This window comes from Candidatus Neomarinimicrobiota bacterium (genome assembly GCA_017656425.1).
GTDB lineage: Bacteria > Fidelibacterota > UBA2242 > UBA2242 > B5-G15 > JACDNV01.
In genome coordinates this window covers 1-20,998 of sequence record JACDNV010000009.1, presented here as the reverse complement: position 1 = coordinate 20,998, position 20,998 = coordinate 1, and the positions used below count along the sequence as shown (strand labels likewise).

Sequence of the window (20,998 nt, the reverse complement as noted above, 5' to 3'; positions counted from 1 at the left end):
AATTATTTATCCTATTATGATTGATATTAAGAGCAGATTACAGCAAATAAGAGAGAAAATTAGAGATGCTCTTGAAAGATCAGGAAGTAAGGAAAGTGTTAGAATTGTTGCGGTCTCTAAAATGAAACCTGTCAGTGTAATACAAGAGGCTATATCATGTGGTATTTATGATATTGGCGAAAATAGAGTGCAGGAAGCAATACCAAAGATTGAACAGCTTGGAAGGGGGAAAATCATATGGCATTTAGTTGGCCATTTGCAGTCCAATAAAGCAAAGAAAACTGTGCAATATTTCGATATTATACAATCAATCGATTCACTGAAAATTGCTAAAAAAGTATCAGAATATAGCAAAGAATTAAATAAGAGATTGCCTGTGTTGGTAGAGGTTAACATTTCAGGTGAGAGTACAAAATTTGGAATAGATCCCGAAGAGGTAATTGATTTTATATATAAGATATCAGAGCTCGATGGGATAGTAGTAAAGGGACTAATGACTATTGGACCACTTACTGATAATAAAAGAAAAATTAGGCAGGCTTTTCGTTTGATGTATAAGATTTATAACAATGTAAAAGAATCGAAGATACCTAAAACAGAAATAGATACTTTATCGATGGGTATGAGCGATGATTTTGAGATCGCCGTTGAAGAAGGTTCTAACATGGTTAGAATTGGTAGAGCTTTATTTGGGGAGAGGAACTGATGTTTCTAATCGGTTATTTTTTAATTGCAATAGCAAAGGTGATATCGATTTTAATAAATATCTATATTTTTTTAATAATTGTCGATGCTATTTTATTCTGGATACCTGCCCTACACAACAACCCCATGAGAAATTTTCTACGAATTGTCGTTGAACCTGTACTCATTCAGATAAGAAAAAAGATTCATATTAAACATGTTGACCTTGCGCCATTTATAGCTATTTTAATTTTTTATTTTCTTAATGAATTTCTTGTTCGTACTTTGATTAGACTGGGAGAGTTATTTTTATGATAAACCCTGAAGATGTCAGAAATAAAACGTTCAATAAAAGTCTGTGGGGTTTCGATACTGTTGAAGTAAAGTATTTTCTTGAAGCTGTAGCCAGCGAGATTGAAAATTTACATAATAAATTGGAGGAGTATAGAGTTCCGGGTCTTGATGGTAAGTCTCCGGAAGAAATAATAAAAGAGGCGAATGTGGAGGCAGAAAATATTCTAAGGGAGGCAAAAGCAAAAGCTGGGGATATTATCAATCAAGCGGAGAGAGAAAAAGAGAAAGCATATGCGGAACTTAGTGAATTAAAAATTGAGAAGATGAGAATAATAAAGGAGATAGAGGAGTTAATAGATAAACTGAGAGAGTTTGTAGAAATAAGTGTAAGATTGGATGAGTTTGAAGATAAAAATGAATGAAACTTAGCCATATAAATTATTACGATCTACTTTCTTCAAAGCTTAAAATTCCCTTAGACACTGTTATAATACAAGCTATCCCTGTGACGGGAGGTTTTGAGCAAATTTTTTCGCTTCCCAATATAAATGTTTATAAGCTAAAACCCAAAAATCTTCTATTCTGTGTGGAAGTAAATGAACCTCAGGTTCAGTCAGGTATAATAAGGAATGTAGTACAAATGGGTGTTAAAAGATTGGTTCTAATTGGTTCCGGTAATATAGTTGATAGTAGCGATAACACAGAGATAGTTCTTGTTGAGGATCATATAAATCTTTCTGGTACAAATCCACTTATAGGGATAAATTCGGATAAAACAGGGATTGTTTTTCCTGATATTAGCAATTTATACGATATTTCTTGCTTAAAAGCATTAAAGAGTTACCTGTCATCAGAAGTTATATTAAACAAAGGTATTGCATTGATACCCAAAAATATTAATATGTTGACAGAAATTGAGAAAAAGGCGAAAGAGGTATTTCCAGTAATTGCGTACACAAAAGATATATTTCCATATGCAGTTTTAGCTAGGTATACCGGATTGAAAAAAGTCATCGGCACTATTTTAGCGAGGAGCTTAAATAATCTTGAATATACTCTATATAATCTGATAAAATTTTTTATCAAGGAAAGTGATTAGGCTTCAATTAAGAGCTTTTATTGTTATCTTTCTGCTTTTTTATGAGGGTACGCTGCTTCCCAGTGATAAGTACTGGGTTTTTATTTCTGAAGAGAGTTTGAATAGATTCCTGGGCAAGCAGGTCTTATATGATGAGAAAGCTGAAATAAGGCATGTTAAAGCTGGTTACATAACCTCATGGAAAGATTTTTATCCAGATAAAAGAATTTACAATAAGCTCGAGTTATATGTTAATAGAATAGAGGGTTATTCGAGGTTTCTCGGTGCTTTTAGCTGTAGAATTAATAAAGATAGAATAGGTGAATTACAAAAGCTATCGTTTGTTAAAAAAATAATCCCGGTCGGAAAATATAAAAGTACTTGTGGTAGCTACATTCCAGTGAATATTGGACTTCGTAAGTCTGCCAATGTATATGGTTATTCCTACTGGCAGCTTGAAATGTTGAATATACCTCAGCTACATTCTAGAGGATTAACTGGGAAAGGAATAAGGATAGCACTTTTTGATACGGGATTTATGAAATCTCACGAAGCGTTCAACAGATTGATAAATAATGAATTGTTATTAGCTGAAAGAGATTTTATTTACAAAGACACAGAAGTTGAAGATGAGCCAGGAGAATATCCTCAACAGTGGCACGGAACGATGGTATTAAGCTTGATATCCGGGTATGTCCCGGGTGTTTTAATAGGAGCTAGTTATGATTCCGAAATTATTCTGGCTAAGACAGAAGATGTGCGTTCAGAAACGACCATTGAAGAAGATAATTATATTTTCGCAATAGAATGGGCAGATTCACTTGGAGCTGATATAATTTCTACCTCACTCGGGTATCGTGATTTTGATGATACTACCTATTCTTTTGAAATTATTGATGGTAAAACAGCTCCTATATCGATCGCAGTAAACGAAGCCTTCAAGAGAGGCATAATAATTGTTACAGCCGCTGGTAATGAGGCTTGTAAGTATAGGGATGGAGGGATTTTAACGCCAGGAGACGCTTTTGGAGCAATAACGGTTGGAGCAGTAGATTCATTGGGCAATATCGCTTATTTTAGCTCCCATGGTCCCACTTTTGATGGGAGGGTTAAACCCGATGTCTGTGCAATGGGTGTATATACTTTTGGGGCAATAGATGATGGCGTCTTTTATGGCTGGGGTAGTGGAACTTCTTTAGCTACTCCTTTGATTGCAGGAGGCTGCGCGCTTATTCTTCAGGCAAATCCTAATTTAAAGCCATGTGATGTTCTAAATATTTTGAGGTCTTCAGGTGATAGAGCTTTTTCTCCTGATAACCTCTATGGATGGGGTATTCCCGATATAAGTGAGGCTGTAGAAAGAGCTTTGGTATTGAATAATTTATCAAAGGTCAAATCAGAGATTATCCCGTATCCCAATCCAGCTAAGGAATTAATAAACTTCGCTGTAGAAATTGACAACGTTAAAATAGATAAAAGCATATTAAGCATAAATATTTATAATATACTGGGTCAACTTGTCTGGGAAAATAAGCAGGAAATATATCCAGTAGGGGGTTATTACAACTTATCTGGTTTAGAATTGGATATACCAGCGGGAATATATTTATATAGGGTGAAAATTGATAATAAAGTTATCGGAAGTGGCAAGTTCACATTTTTTAAAAGATAAAAGACAACCTTTATTTTAGGTATATGTCTAACCTATTGCTTAGTAAAATGGATAGGAATGGAAGAATCTGAAAGGGAACTAATTTTAAAAGCTCAAAATGGAGACAAAATGGCTTTTGCTGAGATAATGAATCGCTATGGTGAGAGGGCGATGAATCAGGCTTTGCGTTTTACCAGAAATTTTAATGACGCAGAAGATTTATATCAGGAAACATTCCTGAAAATATATAAAAATATTAAGAGTTTTCGGTTCGAAAGCGAGTTTTTTACTTGGTTATATAGAATTATGGCAAATATTGCATTTAGCCAATTTAAGATGAAGAAGAGATATGGGTATGTAGAACCAATAGACGATATGAATCCCAGGGACAAAGCACAAGCGAATACGTCTTTATCATATGAGCAAACAGAAGATCAAAATGTCAATGAAATTATTTATGTTGCTTTAAGTAAGCTGTCAAAGCAACAAAGAACGGTCTTTATAATGAAGCATTATGAGGGTAAGAAAATAAAAGAAATAGCAGAAATACTGGATTGTGGCGAAGGAACAGTTAAGAGATATTTATTCAGGGCAATAGGAAAGCTTCAAAACATTTTGAAACCCTACTACAAAGAGGGGCTAATATGAGTTGCAAAAAGTACAAAAAAGAGGATCTTATTTTGTATATCTATGGGGAGCATGATGAATATCTAAGAGTAGAAATAGAAAATCATTTGCATTACTGTGAACATTGTATGGATTTTTTGAGGGAATATAATCAGATGGAGAAATTTATAGATAAACATTCAATTCCAGAATATTCTCCTCTTATTCTTGAAAGATTAAATAAGAAGATAATGGAAAGGATCGAAGATGAAAAAGCATCTCCGATTCGAGAAAAAAAGAATTTGGTCAGTATATTAAGAGATATAGTTTACTTCCCTTTTTCGAGGCCAGCATACACTTTTAGTACACTTGTAGTAACATTTGTACTCGGAATAATAATAGGGAAACTATGGATGAGCAGTGCTATTATTGAAGATCCGAAGATTATAGCGAGTGTAATCGAGGGCAGGAAGGATATGTCAATCGAAGAAAAGGAGTATATAAAGAAGCTGGTAGCGAGCTATTTCCTTGGTTCTAGTGAGCTTGAAGTTAAAGAATTAAAGGATATTACGAGAGAGAAGCAAAAACGAACAGGTACAGGCAGAGCTGTCCAAATAAATTTTGAGGTTAAAAAAGAGATGGGATTAACTGGAGGTCTGGATGATCCTGTGATTTTAAACATGCTTAGATACTCTGCTCTTCACGATAATGATCCCGATAAACGTGCCAGAGCATTAAGGTTGCTAGTTCTTTCCGATCGGTTTTATGAAAATAAAGAAGTTTTTCTATCTTCGCTTTTAAATGAGAAGGAATATGAACCGAGATATGTAGCGTTCCGGTATTTGAAAAAATATATTTCAGATAAAGAGGTGAAAGAGGTGTTAAAAAAGGTACTACTAAACGATCCTGATGTATTGATAAGAAGAGAGGCTTTTGAGGTGTTAGCGAATACTGCGGATCAATCACTTATACCGATATTTGCTCTTGTCGCTTACAGAGAGACAGATGATTCTCTAAGAAGCGAGGCAAAAGCATGGCTGGATAGGCTATCATCGAAAAGGGGAAAGTGATGAAAAAAATTGTATATACAACTGTGCTGATTTCTTTTTTATTTCTAATAATAAATCCTTTTACCTATGCTGGGGTTATGGATGTCGAAAAAGAAGATGGATACTTTATTATTACGAATGTAGATAGTATTCCGACAATAGATGTTCCAAATGTAGTTTTAGATAATATAACGGGGGATTTGAATATTCTCGGCGGTTATAACAAAGTTATATTACTTCAAAGAATACGTTTATTGACATTATCTGAAGCTAAAGCACAGGAATTAGTTGGTAAGTACAAGGCTGTTGTTGATAAAAAGGGCTCTACAATAAAGATTACTGGACGTGATAATATAAGAAAAGTTAGTATAAGCTATATCTTAAAATTACCAAAGGTTTCCAATATTAAGGTGAAGGCTGCTGGATCGGATGTAAGCCTTATAATGCTTGATGGTGAAATTGATGTTAATACAAGCGGTGGAGATATAGAGTCAGAGAAGATAGGTGGAGAAATATTTTTAAGAACCTCAGGTGGTGATATATATGTTAAAGATTCTTTCGGAGATGTTGAGTTATCAACTAGCGGTGGAGATATAGAAATTGAGAATATTGATGGTGATATATCTTCGCATACCTCTGGTGGCGATATTATATGTAGAAAAGCAAATGGTTATGTGAGAGCCTCCACTTCTGGCGGTGATATAAAATTTAGGTATTGTATGGGAAAAAGAATTGAAGCCAGAACCTCAGGTGGTGATATTAAAATAGATGGTAGATTGAAAAGTGCTACGTTAAGAACATCCGGTGGTGATATATACGTTGATACTGTAAATAATTATGGGGAGATAATAGCTTCTGGTGGTGATATTATTGTAAATTATAGTTCAGGAGATCTGTATTTGCATACATCCGGTGGCGATATACAGGTAAAAAATAGTGAAGGCAGTATCGATGCAATGACCTCTGGTGGCGATGTTGAAGTTTCAAAGTTACCTGATAAGGATAGTAGCATTAAATCAGGTAAAATTACAACATCAGGAGGTAATATTGTTTTCAGGATTAAACCTAATAGTAAGGCTACAATCAAAGCTGAAGTAAAGGTTAGAAAAAGATATAGAGATGATTGCGGTATTATTTCGGATTTTCCAATAAATTTGAGTGTTGAAAGTAGTGGCGATTATGTAGTAAAGAGAGGGACGGTATTGCTGAATGGTGGTGGCAATATTATTGAGTTGAAAACCACAGGTGGCGACATTATAATAGAAGAATTTTAAGCGAGTTTGATATGAGAAAGATGTTACTTTTATCAATATTTTTATTTGTAGCGATGATTATCCATGCAAGGGAATATGAATATCGTAAGAACATAGACTATAGTGGCGAGGCTTTAGTAGATGTAAATATGGATATTGGCTTAGGGAATATAGAATTGTATTCGATGGATGATAAAAATTACATTGTGAAGGCATATGTTAATTATAGGGATAAAGAATATCGACCAATTGTTGAATACATACAGCTTGGTCCAAAGGGGAAATTGAAAATTCGTTCACAAAAAGTTGATAAAAAAAGTTTTTTAGGTAGTAGATCTGGCGGGAAAGGGGGAATTAAGAATAACTGGTATTTGAGTTTCAGTACTTTAATTAAATATACCTTTAATATAAATATAGGTCTTGGTTCAGGGAAAATGGATTTTACGAACTTGAAAATAAAAGAACTCAGTTTGAATGTAGGGCTTAGTGATGTCGATGTTATTTTTGATGATTTGAATAAAGAGGTTATGAACAATTTTGAGCTTGCCACAGGATTGGGAGATGTGACTGTTTATAACTTACTTAACTCAAATGCGGAAGAATTTAAGATCGATTGTGGTATGGGCAATACTGTGGTATATTTAAAAGGTTTAGCACAAAAAAGCGTCAGAGGTTATTTGACTGTTGGTCTTGGTAGTATGACAGTGAAAATACCTAGAGAATATGCTGTTGAGGTGAAAGCTGACAGGTCTTTTCTTTCATCTCTATCAATTGATGGATTTTATGAATTTGAGGATGGGTTTTATAGAAGCGATAACTGGGAAAAGTCCAATAAAAAGATCAGGCTTTATCTTGAAATAGGATTGGGAAGCATAAATATAGAATGGATTGATTAAATATTAAACGTATTGTTCTCTAATTAAAATAAGTATCGCACTGTGGGGAACGATTAAATACTTTTTTTGATCGAGTTCTATTTCTATTGCTGATTTTCTGATAAAGATAGCATAATCACCTTCTTCGGCCTGAAGAGGAATGTACTTTGGTTCATCTTTTTGCTCTTCTTCCCATGGTTCTTCATCATCTATATCTTCAGGATATGGGATTGGAATACCAGGACCGGTTTTTACCACATATCCACCCTGAACTTTTTCTTTTTCCTTTACTCCAGGAGGAAGATATAATCCAGCAGGGGATTTCTCTTTTTCTGGATCAGGATCTATTAATACTTTGTCACCTACAAGTATTATTTCTCGATTCTTCTTCATGGCGTAATAAATTTAATATTAAAATTTGAAAATATAGACAGTATTTTTTTAAAAAATAGTTTATGTGTGAGAACGAATTTAATATCTTGAATGTTAATAACTATTATTATTGCCTATTATTCAATGGATTATTTGTGTTTATCGTAAGTTTATAAATTTAAATTGTAAAACTATTTTTATTCAAAATTTATAAATTATTAATATATTTTTATAGTTATGTCAAAATTTAAATAGATAAAGAGGTGAGTATAATGGAAATATTAAAGAAATTTTTTATTAGCCATGGACTTAAGGTATTGCTCATTACAATTATTTTTGTTGTTGCTTATATTTTAATCCGTCGGATGATCCCTATTTTAATAAAAAAAGGCACCGAAAAGCGGGTAAAGAAAAAGTCTAATGTCGAAATAGAGAAAAGAACAAAAACTCTTATCAGAATTGCAATAAATTTTCTGACGTTTGTAACATGGACGATATATTTGCTGATAATCCTTGATATGTTTGGTGTTAATATTACTGCAGCACTAGCGGGGTTTGGCGTTGCAGGCATAGCTATTGGACTGGGCGCTCAATCGCTCATCAAAGACTGGCTTGCTGGATTTTTCATATTTATGGAAAACCAGTTTAATGTTGGGGATGTTGTGAAGATTCACATCTCCACTGGTAGTGCCGTCTCTGGAATTGTTGAGGAAATAAACCTCAGAAAAACCATTATTCGGGATCTTGATGGCGCAAGGCATATAATATCAAACGGAATTATCGGTATGGTAAGTAATCTGACTCAGGAAAAGTCCAGAGCACATTTGAATATAAGCGTTGCTTACAAGGAAGATTTAGATAGAGTGATGGAAATAATGAAGAAAGTATGGGGAGATATGGCAGAAGAATCAGAATGGAAAGAGTACATTCTTGATAGCAAACCGACGATATTACGAGTGGATAATTTTGGTGAATCGGGTATAATAATTAAACTTGTTGGTGAGACGGCTCCATTGAAGCAGTGGGATATAATGGGAGAGTATAGAAGAAGGATTAAAAAGATTTTTGATAAGGAAAAAATAGAAATCCCTTTCCCTCATGTAAAAGTATATATGGGTGATAAATAAAAAATATGAACTTTTCCAATGTTGTATTGGTTTTAGCTATATCTCATGGCTTTCTATTAAGTCTGTTTATTTTAAAAAAGAATAGAAGATTTCTGCCCAATAAAATTCTTTTCTTTTTTATCACAGTTTGCAATTTGATACTATTCAATCTCCTCTATACTGATTTGAAGCTGGAGATGAAATTCCCCTATATCCCACTTGTTTTAGATGGCTTGGTATATCTGCCTGGTCCACTTTTTTATCAATATGTTAAATATGTTTTAGCAGGTTTAAAGAGATTTCAGAGAATAGACTTTCTTCATTATTTACCATATCTTATATACCTAATTATTACGGTTCCCGATTACTTCAAACCTGAAATTGTCGTCATTAATTCTTTTAAAGAAATTTACACAGATCATCCACCATTTATGTCTATCGTTTTTAATTGGTCGATAGTTTTTCAAATTATAATATACCTATTTTTGGCTTATTACAATATATACAAATATTCAAATAAAATTACTCAATATTACTCGTCGGTAGATGAGTTTAATACGAATTGGATGAAAATACTGGTAGTAGTATTTTTATTTGGTATATTGGTTTTTGGAGCGGAGAATGCACTATTTTCTTTTGGAATAAATTTATCGAACTATTTTACCCTTTCCAGTGTAATATTCGGTATATCAATATATTCCTTTGGCTATTTTGGGTTGATAAAAGCAGATGGATTGTTTTGTATTGATTTTAATGAATTGAAGATTTTTCAAAGTGAAGAAAAGAAAAAGTATGTGAAGTCAGGACTGGAACCAGAAAAAGCGAATGAAATTTGCAATAAACTATTGAAGTTGATGGATACCGAAAAACCTTTTTTAGATAGTAGCTTTAATTTACAGAAGCTGGCAAACAGACTTAAGGTACCATCTTACTATTTATCGGAGGTTCTTAATGTACAACTGAAAAAGAGTTTTTATGAATTCATAAATTTTTACAGGATTAATGAGGTGAGAAAGATTCTTGAAGAAAATATTGATAAAAATAGAAATATTCTGGAGATTGCATATGCCTGTGGATTTAATTCAAAATCGACTTTTAATAAATTTTTTAAGAAATATTATGGAGTTACACCATCAGAATATAGAGATAGGGTATTGAGAGATAAGCAGTTGAACATATCATAGCTTTCCTGATAGCGTTCATGCGATTGTATGTTTACCGCTTTCTTCTTTATAACAAGTTTGTAAAAACACATACAACGCGTTTTTTATTTTCATTGCAAGTGAACCGATAGCTATTCATTCATAAATAGTTGATGAAGTGAATTGTATTCTAAAGCCTGTGGTTGATATGGAGGTTTACATTCTTACTCGGTTTGCTTTTTCAAAGCAGATTGCTTCGCTTACGCTCGCAACGACGGGTGTGGGGGAACCTGCCATGTCATTGCGAGGAGCGAACGTCAGTGAGCGACGTGGCAATCTAATCTGAAAGATCAACCTCACTATACAAATCCATCCACTCAGGATTAACGCTATTTATAAGATCTATTTTATTCCTTCTTGACCCTGCTTTTATCTGCTTCTCCCTTGAAATGGCATCAATCGGATTTTCATAAATCTCATAGTAAACAAGCTTGTTTATATTATATCTTTTCGTAAATGTGCTTCCAATACCAACCTTATGCTCATAAACTCTAACTTTTAGATTATTTGTAACACCTGTATATAATACCGTATTGTTCTTATTTGTCATTATATATACATAATAGTGCTTTTGCATTTTTTATTATACTTTTTGATTATTGTATTACATTTTATTAAAATAATCAATATTAATTTTAATCCTACCAGTCGTCACGAGGAGTGAGTAATACGAGCGACGAAGTGATCTGCTCTGCTAAGTTTGAAGGCATTATGGGTTGTGTTTCTACATTCAGACTGATTGATGCTCTTTCAAAGTAGATTGCTTCGCTAACGCTCGCAACGACGGGTAAGGGGCGACACCTGCCGTGTCATTGCGAGGAACGAACGATAGTGAGCGACGTGGCAATCTAATCTGAAAGATCGATGACAGTAGGATAAGCCTATCCAATAGCTGTGTATGGTAGGCTTTTTCAAAGCAGATTGCTTCGCTAACGCTCGCAACGACGGGTGTGGGGGACACCTGCCATGTCATTGCGAGCAGCGAACGTCAGTGAGCGACGTGGCAATCTGCTTTGTGAAACTGGCACTACCTGATGATATTTTTCTTGAAAGTGTTAATTAATAGTTTATTACTGCCACACTCTATAACTTTCTGGAGGACCCAGGTAGCTTTTTTTCAGACCGCCTGTATCAATTACGATTTTTTGAAATACAATCCCAGAGTCTACCATTATTAGCTTCAATGTATGGACTCCTGGCCTATCTAGATAATGCTCTGTTTTATAAATTCTAATGTTATTTGCTACTGATTCATTCCACCACATCGGGTAAGTCCAATCCTGTCCTATGTCATTTTTATGCATTGAAACAACCTGTGGTCTCTCATTATCAAAAGACATTGCAAATCGCAGCCCCTCAGGTGTATTAAAGAAATTCTGGGTTGGCGATACATAGACATAGACTGCCACTTTCCCTGAATCCCTAAAAAAGCAATTAAATTCAAGTCGAGGCGAGTTTTCTTCTGGATTAAGATTAAACACAGTTACCGGCATGGGTGTTATCGAAAAGTTGGTTCTGCCCAGATTGGGAATAACAACCCATCTAATTGTATCTTTTTCTACTTTGCTGGTATAATGAGGAGCCTCAATCGATATATATCCGTTTGATTCAACATATCCAACGAAATTTTCTGGTAAGATGCCGGAATAATTGAACACTGGAACATTTATTGTAAAAGATTTGTCATTACCTCTTATTTTTATTTTGTAAGTATTTTTACCAGCAGGGACGTTATTCCAGTTTATTGAAAGGTAAACCCTTTTTTCTGTTGTAATTTCTCCTGTGGGTTCAGAAACTGTTAAAATATTTTTGTCATATCCAATTTCATATGTGAAAGGTTCTTTGCCTCTGTTAAATATTTCAATGTAGTAGGTTTGATTATTGAGATTATCGAATTCTGGTAGATTAGCTGTATTTCCACTGTCAGGAAGAAGAATTGATGAACCCTCTACCATAATTGCTATATCAGGTTCATTTTTATTTTCAATCATATAGACTTCAGGCATAATGTTTCTCTCCGGATCTCGCCAGCTGGTATATCCAATGTGAGTTTGATCCATCATATGATTCCATTTTCTGTTAGCGATTTCCTTATTATATTTATATGAAAGCAGAGAATCCTTTTCGAATAACTTTTTTACTTTTTTCGCAAGATAGTTTGTTAATGCTCTGGTCTGTTTAGCATATAACCTATTTTTTGCTACTGTATAGTAGAGCTCGTTCAGATTTGCACATGCAAGAGTTGGATATATAATAAGCTGATAATATGCATCCCTGTATTTTTCAGGTAGTCTGGCGTTTATTTCTTCTGCCTTTTTAGCAACTTCGTTGTATTCATTGACAACTCTTTCGAATTCATTGTAGTTGAACAAGCTATAGGTTTCCGGTGAGAGAAGCTCAGGTTTTCTTCTGGCATTATATTTTGTGTATTTTGCTAAAATATTTGCAATATCATCTGCGAATTCATCGGGGAATTGTTCTTTTGCCCACAGTTTGTAATATTGTGGAAGATCTTCGGCATTCCACCTTGTTGGATCCCAGGCAAAATCGAGAAAAAATTCTATTGGAAATTCCATTGGTTTAATATCACCAATGTTTACAATCCATATTTTTCTAACACCATACACATAGGTTAGATGCATCTGCTCCCAGACTCGTTCTATTTGAATTGTATTCAGCCATTTATAACTTCTCGGACCACCATAATAATCGAAGTGATAATACATTCCATAACCACCTTTTCTTGGTTTGCTACCGGGTGGCGGGAGTCTTCGGATATTACCCCAGTTATCGTCACTGAATAAAAGAGTCACATCATCAGGCACTTTCATTCCCTTATCATAATAATCCTGAACCTCTTTATAAAGAGCCCATACCTGTGGAACTTCTGAGGGGTCTTTTCCAGTGACTTCTCGAATTATATTACGTTGATCAGTTACTATTCTTTCTAAAAGTTTAATGGCTGTGCCTTCTGTCATAGGCTCATCACCATCACCTCGCATACCGATTGTGTAAATGCATTCATAATTTTTGCTCCTTTCTACACCTTCTTTCCAGAATTCTTTTAAAACTTCTGCATTTTTTTCATAATTCCATGGTCCTTCTCCGTGCCATCTCCATTCAACATGGGCTCTCATTAATGGCTCATGATGTGAAGTGGAAATGACAATTCCATATTCGTTTGCGAGCTTAAAATTTAATGTATCTTCTTCGAAAAAAGATCTTCCCCACATTGCTGGCCAAAGAAAGTTACCCTTAAGTCTAAGGATAAGTTCAAATACTTTTGTATAGAACTTATGATTAAAACCGCCAAATTTTTCATAAGCCCACCCTGAAAGTGCCGGAGCTTCATCGTTTATAAATAATCCCCTGTATTGAACTTTTGGACTATCAACTCGCACAAAATCTGAGGGTATGTATAGTTCATCTTTGTGTTGTATTGGCACGTCTGCCCACCAATACCACGGTGAAACACCGATATTAAGTGATATATCATAAATGCCAAAGATTGTCCCTCTCTTGTCACTTCCAACAATAACAAGGGCGTCCTTTATACCTTTAAAAGGCTTTTTAACAATACAGATTTTGTATGTTTCCCATCTATCCTTTATGTCAGAGGTGTCAATTTTTTTTGATTTAATAAGACTTTTTATTATGTTCGATTTTTCCAAACTTCCAATAATTATCAAGGTTTTTGCTTTTTTTGCTACATTGTAGATAATCTTTGGTTTTTTATCCGTGACTTTTTCAATATCTAAAGATAGATCACGAGCTGCTTTTAGTATACTTTTGTAATCATTTTGGCTTATTAAAATTGGCGTAGCATGTTTTCTTGTTACTAGTGGAAAGTAGCCCTTTTTGTACTCAGTTTTTATATATGGATTTTTTTCAACGGATAAAAGTGTATTGACATTAATTATTGAGATTATGAAAATGGTGAAAAAAATTTCCTTTTTCATCGTTTTCCTCTTTATTTTTACCAATATGTTATGGTGCCATCAAATCTTCTGTTTATTGGAAGAGATGCCATTTTATATGGATATTTTTTAGCTTTTTCTTCATCTATATCAACTCCAATTCCCGGTTCATCACCAATGTAAAAGTAACCATTTTTATAATGGTAATTTACTTTAAATACATCAAAGACGATTTCCTCATGTGGCATATATTCCTGAATTCCAAAATTATTTATGGCAAGGTCAAGGTGTATTGACACTGCAATTGAAACTGGTGAAAGGTCTGTGGGTCCGTGAAAACCGGTTTGGATATGATATACCGAGGCAAACGCGGCTACTTTTAATAGGTGTGTAATTCCACCGCCGTGAGTAATAGGCATGCGTATGTAATCGATCAGTTGTTCAGTAAATAATGTGGTATAATCATAAATTGAATTGAATACTTCGCCAGTGGCGATGGGTATTCTCGAGTGCTGTCTGATTATTCGAAATCCTTCCTGAAGTTCACCGGGTATAGGGTCTTCCAGCCAGAATAGGTGATAAGGTTCAAGTTCTTTTGCAAGTCTTGCAGCTTCGATGGGGGTCAGTCTGTGGTGGACATCGTGCAAAAATTGTATGTCATTGCCGAACTCAAGCCTTAGTTTTTCAAAAAGGGTGGGTAAAAAATTAAGATATTTTGTCGAGTCCCATGTATATTCTTTTGGTAATCCTTTCTCTGCCGGTTCATATCTTCCGCCTGATTTTGGGACACCATATACTGCTCCGATACCAGGTATCCCTGATTGTACTCTGATCGCCAGAAGTCCTTCCTCTTTTTTCCGTGCAACATCCTCAATGGTTTCTTCAATGGATTTTCCGAAGGCATGTGTGTAAACCAATACTTTTTCCCTGCTTTTTCCTCCAAGAAGATTATAAAGGGGGGTTCCCAAAGCTTTAGCTTTTATATCCCATAGGGCTACATCGATTGCAGCAATTGCAGTCATAGTAACTGGTCCCCGTTTCCAATAGGCACCATTGTAAAAATAATGCCAGATTTCTTCTGTCCTCATAGGATCCTTTCCGATAAGAGCTGGTATGCAATGTTCTTCAAGGTATGAAACGACAGCCATTTCTCTGCCATTAAGAGTAGCGTCTCCCAGCCCATATATTCCCTCATCTGTAAATACTTTTAGTGTGACGAAATTTCTGCCAGGAGAGGTAACGATTACCTTTGCATTTGTTATTTTCACTTTCTTTTCTCCATAAATAACAGTGAATATTATAATAAATATACCATTTATGGAAATAGTTTTTTAATGAATTCTGTTTCGAGTTAAATAGTGGATCCTTTAAGTGGATTATTATAAGAAGACTTTATTTTATATTTGTAATTTTACCCCTGATTCCCACAAAAATGTCTCTCCAGTCTGTTAAAGGGATATTTATGTTTTTTACAAGTCTATATCTTATTTTTTTAACCTTCAATGGAATCATAACTGCTGTCTCATATATTGAATTTTCTGAAGCAGTTAAGGCATCAGTTAAAGTGCATTTGCCATCGAGATTAAGTTCTATCTGAAGTATGTCTCCCTTTAAGGGTAGGAAAACTTTTTTACTGATAAGATTTTTTGCATCAACAATAAATCTTGCTACCCTTCTTATATCACCGAATTCAATGTATGGTGCTTTTATTTTCTTTCTACCATTGACATCCAGTATCCTATTCTGAACACTTTCCCATCCATTGTTTGGAAGTGAAATGTTTCTATTTGGTAAGATTTTGAATTTATATTCGACGGGTACTTCTGGATCATATTTGACTAAAATTTTCGCAGTGTATATACTATCACCGTCTGGATCTTCCATAGGAATACCCTCTTCACTCCAGTCACAAAAGTTGCCACTTACAACTATAATATCTCCTTCCTCGGGCTTAAATAGTCCAAGAATCTGCTGGTTAAAGGTACCAACGGTGAATGTAATCTCAGCTTCTTTCAGTCTTGTGTAGGCTTGATTAAAAACAAAGACCGGTTTGTATTCATAAAGGTCATTGAGGAAAACTTTTCGGTGCTTATGATTTCTTCTCCCTTGTTGGATAGATAGCGCAAACTTCCGGGTTTTATTTTAAAAGTAAATTTTAATGTATCAACTGGTTCTGTGAATAGCTTTGTTACTTTTCTTATCGGGATGCTATAAATCCAATCATTATTAATATCTAACATTGGTAAGATTTTGTATTTTTTATTATCAAAATAAACTTTTATAAATACACTGTCACCTTTCTCTGGCATGAAATTACTTTTATCATGCTCATTACTCATATCCACATAAATACAATTTTTTTCTACATTACGTGTGCACATTAGGATAAAAATCGAAGTAATTAACATAGGAAAATACAACTTTGCCTTCATACCTATTCCCATCTATTTATGATTTCATAAAATGCTTTTTCTTGATCACCTATATAGACATCATGGTTTGAATGTGGTTCGATGAAATATCTTAGATCAAAGTCCAGTTTTTTCATATAATCTATCCATTTCACAGTAACGTTTATTGGCGCTTTCTTATCTTCGCCAGCCTGCCATATATACCATTTTACTTCTGGATATAACTTTTTTATCCATCTCAGAGTTGAGATCATGTATTTATCTTTATCTGGGAAAATCGGCTTTGAAAAGCCAATGTTTGAAGCGGGTAGTCTTACTCTTTTCATCAAACTAATTAATAGCATTGGTGCATCACTATCAGCATAAAATGATATATTGTCTTTTTTAATACTAAAAATAGATGAAATATCATCTATTATTATCGGTATCTCTTCCTCTGATTTTCCTGTATAGTTTTCTTTACCTCTTCCACCGGGTACTACAAGTATTGTTTGATATTGCGTGCTAAGCTCAACCCGCTTTGCTGTCCGCCAGTGTGACCTGATCATTTGCGTTTTCCAGTAGTTTATGTCCTTTTGTAGTGCCCACCTGATTATTATAATGAGATTGAATTTTCCATATTTATTACATGGTAATTTATAAGGTATAAATACTCTATATGGTTGAACTGTGCTATCGATCCGGGATCTATATCCCCATACTCGAGGCCCTGAACTAAATAGACCAGTATATGGATTTAAACCTATGTAGTATCTATACAGATCAAATAGAGCATGGGCTTTCATCCTGGTTGAAAATTGAACTTCATATGAATCATCCATTATATCAAACATTGTCATAACTGCATTATATCTTGCTATATACACTGGATCATCGATATTTAATTTATGATTCAAAATATTTTTTATTATATAATTAACCGTTTTTTCATAAAAGATAGGAATTTCCTCTTTATAAAGTAAACTGTCATTTACATCATATACTTCTATTTCATAAATAACTTTTCCCTTAAATTTATCAGGCAATCTTATCCATTCTGGAATCCTGGAAGGTATAAAATTTTTTCTTGAAAGGTAGTTGCCATTTTTATTCATTTCTCTAAATCCAATTACTACATGAAAAAACTTATCGTAGAACCATTTATTTTTAAACTTTAGCTGTAGGAATTTTGATGTATCAGGTAGGATACAGGATTCGGGTAGGTCTCCAAAGTAGTAGGCTACACGGGAGTAGGCAGTCTTTTTAATTAAATTTTGAGAAACAAATTTTCTGTATAAACCCCAGTAGCCTGTCCCCTGATCAATTTTATATAAAAGTATATTTTTACCTCTTCTTAGTTTGAAACGGATGAAATCATCGTTAGGTAGTACCTGCCGCCCTGTATGCCAGCTGGCAACAGAGTCTCCATTGACATAAAGTATAAAACCGTCATCAGAACCAAGGGATAAGATTTTTTCTTTATCAGATTTAGATTCTACTATTTCTGCAACATATACAACTCTATTTGTGTCATCTTCAGGAGGGAATATATTTACAAAGTTTATTATTGTGTCTTCAGTCTCAAGAGGATACCAATTTATACCGGTTATTTTTTTAAGTATCTTTAAAGAATCTGTATTAAAATACTTTTCTGTCAGTATCTCAGGAGGAAAATGTTTTTTGTAGAACCCGACACAACCAGAATCATGTCTATTACTGACGGTATCTGAAACTCTATTTATAAGGGGTTCTGAAATAATTAGTCTAATTTCATTACTTCCCTTTTTTGAACAGTTAAATATTAATAATAATGCTAATACGAGTAAAGTAACCTTAGTGTTCACGATTATAAAATCTTTCCCATAAATTTCTTGCATCCATGGAAATTTGAGTAATATCAGTTGATTGTATATAGGTGTCTCTGTTTATGCATTTAATCAAAGATTTCTTTGATTTTTCATAATCCCCGGTATAGTAATATATCTCCCCGAGAATTAGATACGGTGCAAGGTGATCGGGAAACATATTGTGCGCTATTTCTGCGTATTTTATAGCTTTTTCATACTCTTTTAATCTCGTATAAGCTAAGGCAAGTGAAAGATATATATTTCTGTCGTTAAAATTTAATCTCGATTTATTAAGATAATAAATACCTCTTGTATAATCTCCACTAATAACAAGTGAAGAACCTAGATGAAATAATAGCTCACCATTGTCTTTCAATATTTTTAATGCCCTTCTATATTCATATTCTGCCAGTCTCATGCGTTGGATATTTGCAAAGTATACACCTTTCTGCCAGTATTTGTAAGCAGGATATTGGTAGATAAGTTTATGAGACGTATACCCTGTGTATGCTATAAGTATTGCTAAGATCAAATATTTTAATTTTCCTGAAATATGAAATACATACTTTTTCCCAGGGACAGTACCAAGAATGGAATATGCAACCACAGAGAGTGGCAAAACATGCAGTGGTGTATCTACCAACGAATGAATTAATAAAACAAGTAATATAAGTCCAGTAGTTACATATTCTATATTTAAATTTTTATTGAAAGAAAACTTAGCCAGATTGTATATAGCTATTACCCATATAGATATAAACAAAGCTCCACCAATCAACCCCGCTTCGCAAAAAGCTTGAATATATTCATTGTGAGCTTGTTTGATATTAGTTGCTTTATATTCCAGTTGCTTATGTTTACCATTGGCAAAAAACCTGCCCTGATAATTAAGATATTCAACCGCATATCTACCGTATCCAATCCCCTTAATCGGATTTTCAATAAACATTGGAAGAGATATTCTCCACTCCATTATTCTTCCTTTTGCAGATTCTGGATTGATTCTATAAAGAATTATTATAAAAATAAGAAATAAACCTGGCAAAATAAGGTATATCAAATTTAAGTTAATATTAAACTTTTTGTATAAAATATAACCAGTGACTAAAAGGATACATACGCATAGACTTAGTATAGCGCCTCTACTCATATTAAGCATAAGTGATAAAAGAATTAAGATTTGTATTGGAATAATAGTAGATAAAACAAAGGTCTTTTTTCTATATTTTACTAATAAGTATAGTCCAGCAATTAATGAGATAGCTAAAAATGAGCCATATCCATTTGCAGTACCAACCGTGCCAATCATTACTGTTTTTATAATACCTTCAGGTACTTCTCTTATTGTAAAATGTTGAAATAGACCAACAATAGATTGAATAGTCCCGAGGAGGAAAAGGGATGTAATAAACGCTCTTATAAAGATAATATCGGCTATTTGCCTTATAAGTAGTGTTAGAACTATTAAGGATAAAATAATCCAGTGACCGAGTAAACTGGTACTTTTCCATAATGTTGGATTTGTAATAAATAGCCATGTTATTCTAACAAGTAACAGTGTTTCTATAATCGTGAATGACAGTTGAGAATTATTTCTTCTGAAACCGATTATTAAAGAAATTAAACATACAAGAGGGACAATAGATATAAAAATATAGTTTTTGGGAGTATGGTAGGGATGGTGTACAGAGTTATCGATAGCCAGGATTACTAGAATTATTATAATTAATGTTATTATGTTAAAAAAATATTTAAATAGATTTCTCATTGTAATAAAATAAAAGGGGATGTTGAGTAAAAACTCACCATCCCCCCCATTTATAGAACCACTCTCACTTCAGCAACATCACCTTTCTTATGAAGCTATGTCTGCTGTTATCTTTCATCGATATCATCTCAGCTCTTACGATATATACACCACTTGCAAGATTTGCTTCATTCAAGGTTATGTTATGATATCCAGCTGTATAAATACCGTTTGTCCATATGGATTCCTGCGGAATCAGTTCAACCACTCTTCTACCAAGTATATCATATACATCCATTCTTACCTTTGAATCTTCTGGTAATTCAAATGGTATTGTGGTAACAGGATTAAATGGGTTTGGATAGGCAGGCTTTAGGGCAAATTTCACTGGTATATTTATCGTAACAATTTTCTTCTCTATATTCTTATAAGGCTCATAATCCAGACTATCCATCTCCATCATATCTTTTAAATACTCTTCCAGAGCAGTCAAATCTGGCGGTATATATCCAGATATATAATACAGTATACATAATCTCCGACATCAACATTTCCTATATCCAGCCCTTCATGAAAATCGTAACTATTATTGAGACATCTCGGACCGAATGACGAAGAAAAATCATCAGGTGTACCTCCTTCTAAGGGGAAATAGCCGGCTTTAGCATTAAATGAAAAAAAGAATATTATTAAAAATAATCCAATTATTTTAACTTTTCTCTTCATTGCTTCCCCCTTTTAATAAAAATTGTATTTTCATCATAATCAATTTTTATTCTGGGGTTAATTACTATATCGAAAAATGGATGATATTTTTTTCTTAGATCTACATTTTGATATTTTGAATTTTTATTCTTGAAGTCTTCAATTGGTATAAGGTCACCAGTTTCTTTGTCAATTATATAATACTTTCCCCAGAGATATGTT

The 20,998-nt window shown here is 33.8% G+C and carries 22 protein-coding genes; 11 read left to right on the top strand and 11 right to left on the bottom strand.

Features of this window, described 5'->3' with window-relative positions; genetic code table 11:
* Window positions 1-16: 16 nt before the first annotated feature.
* Genes H0Z29_07440 through H0Z29_07400 form a run of 9 tightly spaced genes read left to right on the top strand, consistent with a single transcriptional unit; the run spans window position 17 to window position 7,511 of the window.
* Complete coding sequence (locus tag H0Z29_07440; protein MBO8131333.1) at window positions 17-706, top strand: YggS family pyridoxal phosphate-dependent enzyme; 690 nt, start codon at window positions 17-19, stop codon at window positions 704-706.
* Window positions 706-999, top strand: coding sequence for a YggT family protein (locus H0Z29_07435; GenBank protein MBO8131332.1), 294 nt, complete (start codon window positions 706-708; stop codon window positions 997-999). The genes H0Z29_07440 and H0Z29_07435 overlap by 1 nt, the downstream gene beginning before the upstream one ends.
* Window positions 996-1,400 carry a DivIVA domain-containing protein gene (locus H0Z29_07430; GenBank protein MBO8131331.1) on the top strand — a complete coding sequence of 135 codons (405 nt, stop codon included), beginning with the start codon at window positions 996-998 and terminating at the stop codon, window positions 1,398-1,400. Before H0Z29_07435 ends, H0Z29_07430 begins: the two co-directional genes overlap by 4 nt.
* The gene (locus H0Z29_07425; protein MBO8131330.1) at window positions 1,397-2,077 is read left to right on the top strand and encodes a hypothetical protein; all 681 of its coding nucleotides are present in this window, start codon (window positions 1,397-1,399) and stop codon (window positions 2,075-2,077) included. The genes H0Z29_07430 and H0Z29_07425 overlap by 4 nt, the downstream gene beginning before the upstream one ends.
* Complete coding sequence (locus H0Z29_07420; GenBank protein MBO8131329.1) at window positions 2,070-3,728, top strand: S8 family peptidase; 1,659 nt, start codon at window positions 2,070-2,072, stop codon at window positions 3,726-3,728. The genes H0Z29_07425 and H0Z29_07420 overlap by 8 nt, the downstream gene beginning before the upstream one ends.
* A gap of 57 nt (window positions 3,729-3,785) precedes the next feature.
* Entirely contained in the window at window positions 3,786-4,355 is a 570-nt protein-coding gene (locus H0Z29_07415; GenBank protein MBO8131328.1) for an RNA polymerase sigma factor, read from the top strand.
* Window positions 4,352-5,383, top strand: a complete 1,032-nt coding sequence (locus H0Z29_07410; GenBank protein ID MBO8131327.1) for a HEAT repeat domain-containing protein — start codon at window positions 4,352-4,354, stop codon at window positions 5,381-5,383. Before H0Z29_07415 ends, H0Z29_07410 begins: the two co-directional genes overlap by 4 nt.
* Window positions 5,383-6,636, top strand: coding sequence for a hypothetical protein (locus tag H0Z29_07405; GenBank protein ID MBO8131326.1), 1,254 nt, complete (start codon window positions 5,383-5,385; stop codon window positions 6,634-6,636). Before H0Z29_07410 ends, H0Z29_07405 begins: the two co-directional genes overlap by 1 nt.
* A gap of 11 nt (window positions 6,637-6,647) precedes the next feature.
* Entirely contained in the window at window positions 6,648-7,511 is an 864-nt protein-coding gene (locus H0Z29_07400) for a hypothetical protein (GenBank protein ID MBO8131325.1), read from the top strand.
* Window positions 7,512-7,514: 3 nt separating this feature from the next.
* Here H0Z29_07400 and H0Z29_07395 read toward each other — a convergent pair whose 3' ends face one another.
* Window positions 7,515-7,883, bottom strand: a complete 369-nt coding sequence (locus H0Z29_07395) for a co-chaperone GroES (GenBank protein ID MBO8131324.1) — start codon at window positions 7,881-7,883, stop codon at window positions 7,515-7,517.
* A gap of 251 nt (window positions 7,884-8,134) precedes the next feature.
* Between H0Z29_07395 and H0Z29_07390 the strand changes: the two genes are divergently transcribed.
* Together H0Z29_07390 and H0Z29_07385 are read left to right on the top strand one after the other, a co-directional pair.
* Window positions 8,135-8,989, top strand: a complete 855-nt coding sequence (locus tag H0Z29_07390; GenBank protein MBO8131323.1) for a mechanosensitive ion channel family protein — start codon at window positions 8,135-8,137, stop codon at window positions 8,987-8,989.
* Window positions 8,990-8,994: 5 nt separating this feature from the next.
* Entirely contained in the window at window positions 8,995-10,152 is a 1,158-nt protein-coding gene (locus H0Z29_07385; protein MBO8131322.1) for an AraC family transcriptional regulator, read from the top strand.
* Between the two features lie 295 nt (window positions 10,153-10,447).
* On the opposite strand, the gene H0Z29_07380 is transcribed toward H0Z29_07385, so the two are convergent.
* The 10 genes from H0Z29_07380 to H0Z29_07335 form a co-directional block, all read right to left on the bottom strand.
* Complete coding sequence (locus H0Z29_07380) at window positions 10,448-10,747, bottom strand: GIY-YIG nuclease family protein (protein ID MBO8131321.1); 300 nt, start codon at window positions 10,745-10,747, stop codon at window positions 10,448-10,450.
* 493 nt (window positions 10,748-11,240) lie between these two features.
* Window positions 11,241-14,129, bottom strand: a complete 2,889-nt coding sequence (locus H0Z29_07375) for a glycosyl hydrolase 115 family protein (protein ID MBO8131320.1) — start codon at window positions 14,127-14,129, stop codon at window positions 11,241-11,243.
* 17 nt (window positions 14,130-14,146) lie between these two features.
* On the bottom strand, window positions 14,147-15,355 hold the full coding sequence (locus tag H0Z29_07370) for a D-galactonate dehydratase family protein (protein ID MBO8131319.1): 1,209 nt from the start codon (window positions 15,353-15,355) through the stop codon (window positions 14,147-14,149).
* Window positions 15,356-15,479: 124 nt separating this feature from the next.
* Window positions 15,480-15,971 (bottom strand): hypothetical protein, encoded by a 492-nt coding sequence (locus H0Z29_07365; protein MBO8131318.1) that lies wholly within the window; start codon window positions 15,969-15,971, stop codon window positions 15,480-15,482.
* Window positions 15,972-16,099: 128 nt separating this feature from the next.
* Window positions 16,100-16,519, bottom strand: coding sequence for a hypothetical protein (locus H0Z29_07360; GenBank protein MBO8131317.1), 420 nt, complete (start codon window positions 16,517-16,519; stop codon window positions 16,100-16,102).
* A gap of 2 nt (window positions 16,520-16,521) precedes the next feature.
* On the bottom strand, window positions 16,522-18,321 hold the full coding sequence (locus tag H0Z29_07355; GenBank protein ID MBO8131316.1) for a hypothetical protein: 1,800 nt from the start codon (window positions 18,319-18,321) through the stop codon (window positions 16,522-16,524).
* Complete coding sequence (locus H0Z29_07350; GenBank protein MBO8131315.1) at window positions 18,311-20,092, bottom strand: O-antigen ligase family protein; 1,782 nt, start codon at window positions 20,090-20,092, stop codon at window positions 18,311-18,313. Before H0Z29_07350 ends, H0Z29_07355 begins: the two co-directional genes overlap by 11 nt.
* Before the next feature lie 64 nt (window positions 20,093-20,156).
* Complete coding sequence (locus H0Z29_07345) at window positions 20,157-20,564, bottom strand: T9SS type A sorting domain-containing protein (protein ID MBO8131314.1); 408 nt, start codon at window positions 20,562-20,564, stop codon at window positions 20,157-20,159.
* The gene (locus tag H0Z29_07340) at window positions 20,561-20,797 is read right to left on the bottom strand and encodes a hypothetical protein (GenBank protein ID MBO8131313.1); all 237 of its coding nucleotides are present in this window, start codon (window positions 20,795-20,797) and stop codon (window positions 20,561-20,563) included. The genes H0Z29_07345 and H0Z29_07340 overlap by 4 nt, the downstream gene beginning before the upstream one ends.
* A partial coding sequence (locus H0Z29_07335) for a hypothetical protein (GenBank protein MBO8131312.1) occupies window positions 20,794-20,998 on the bottom strand: 205 nt, incomplete at its 5' end. The genes H0Z29_07340 and H0Z29_07335, both read right to left, overlap by 4 nt.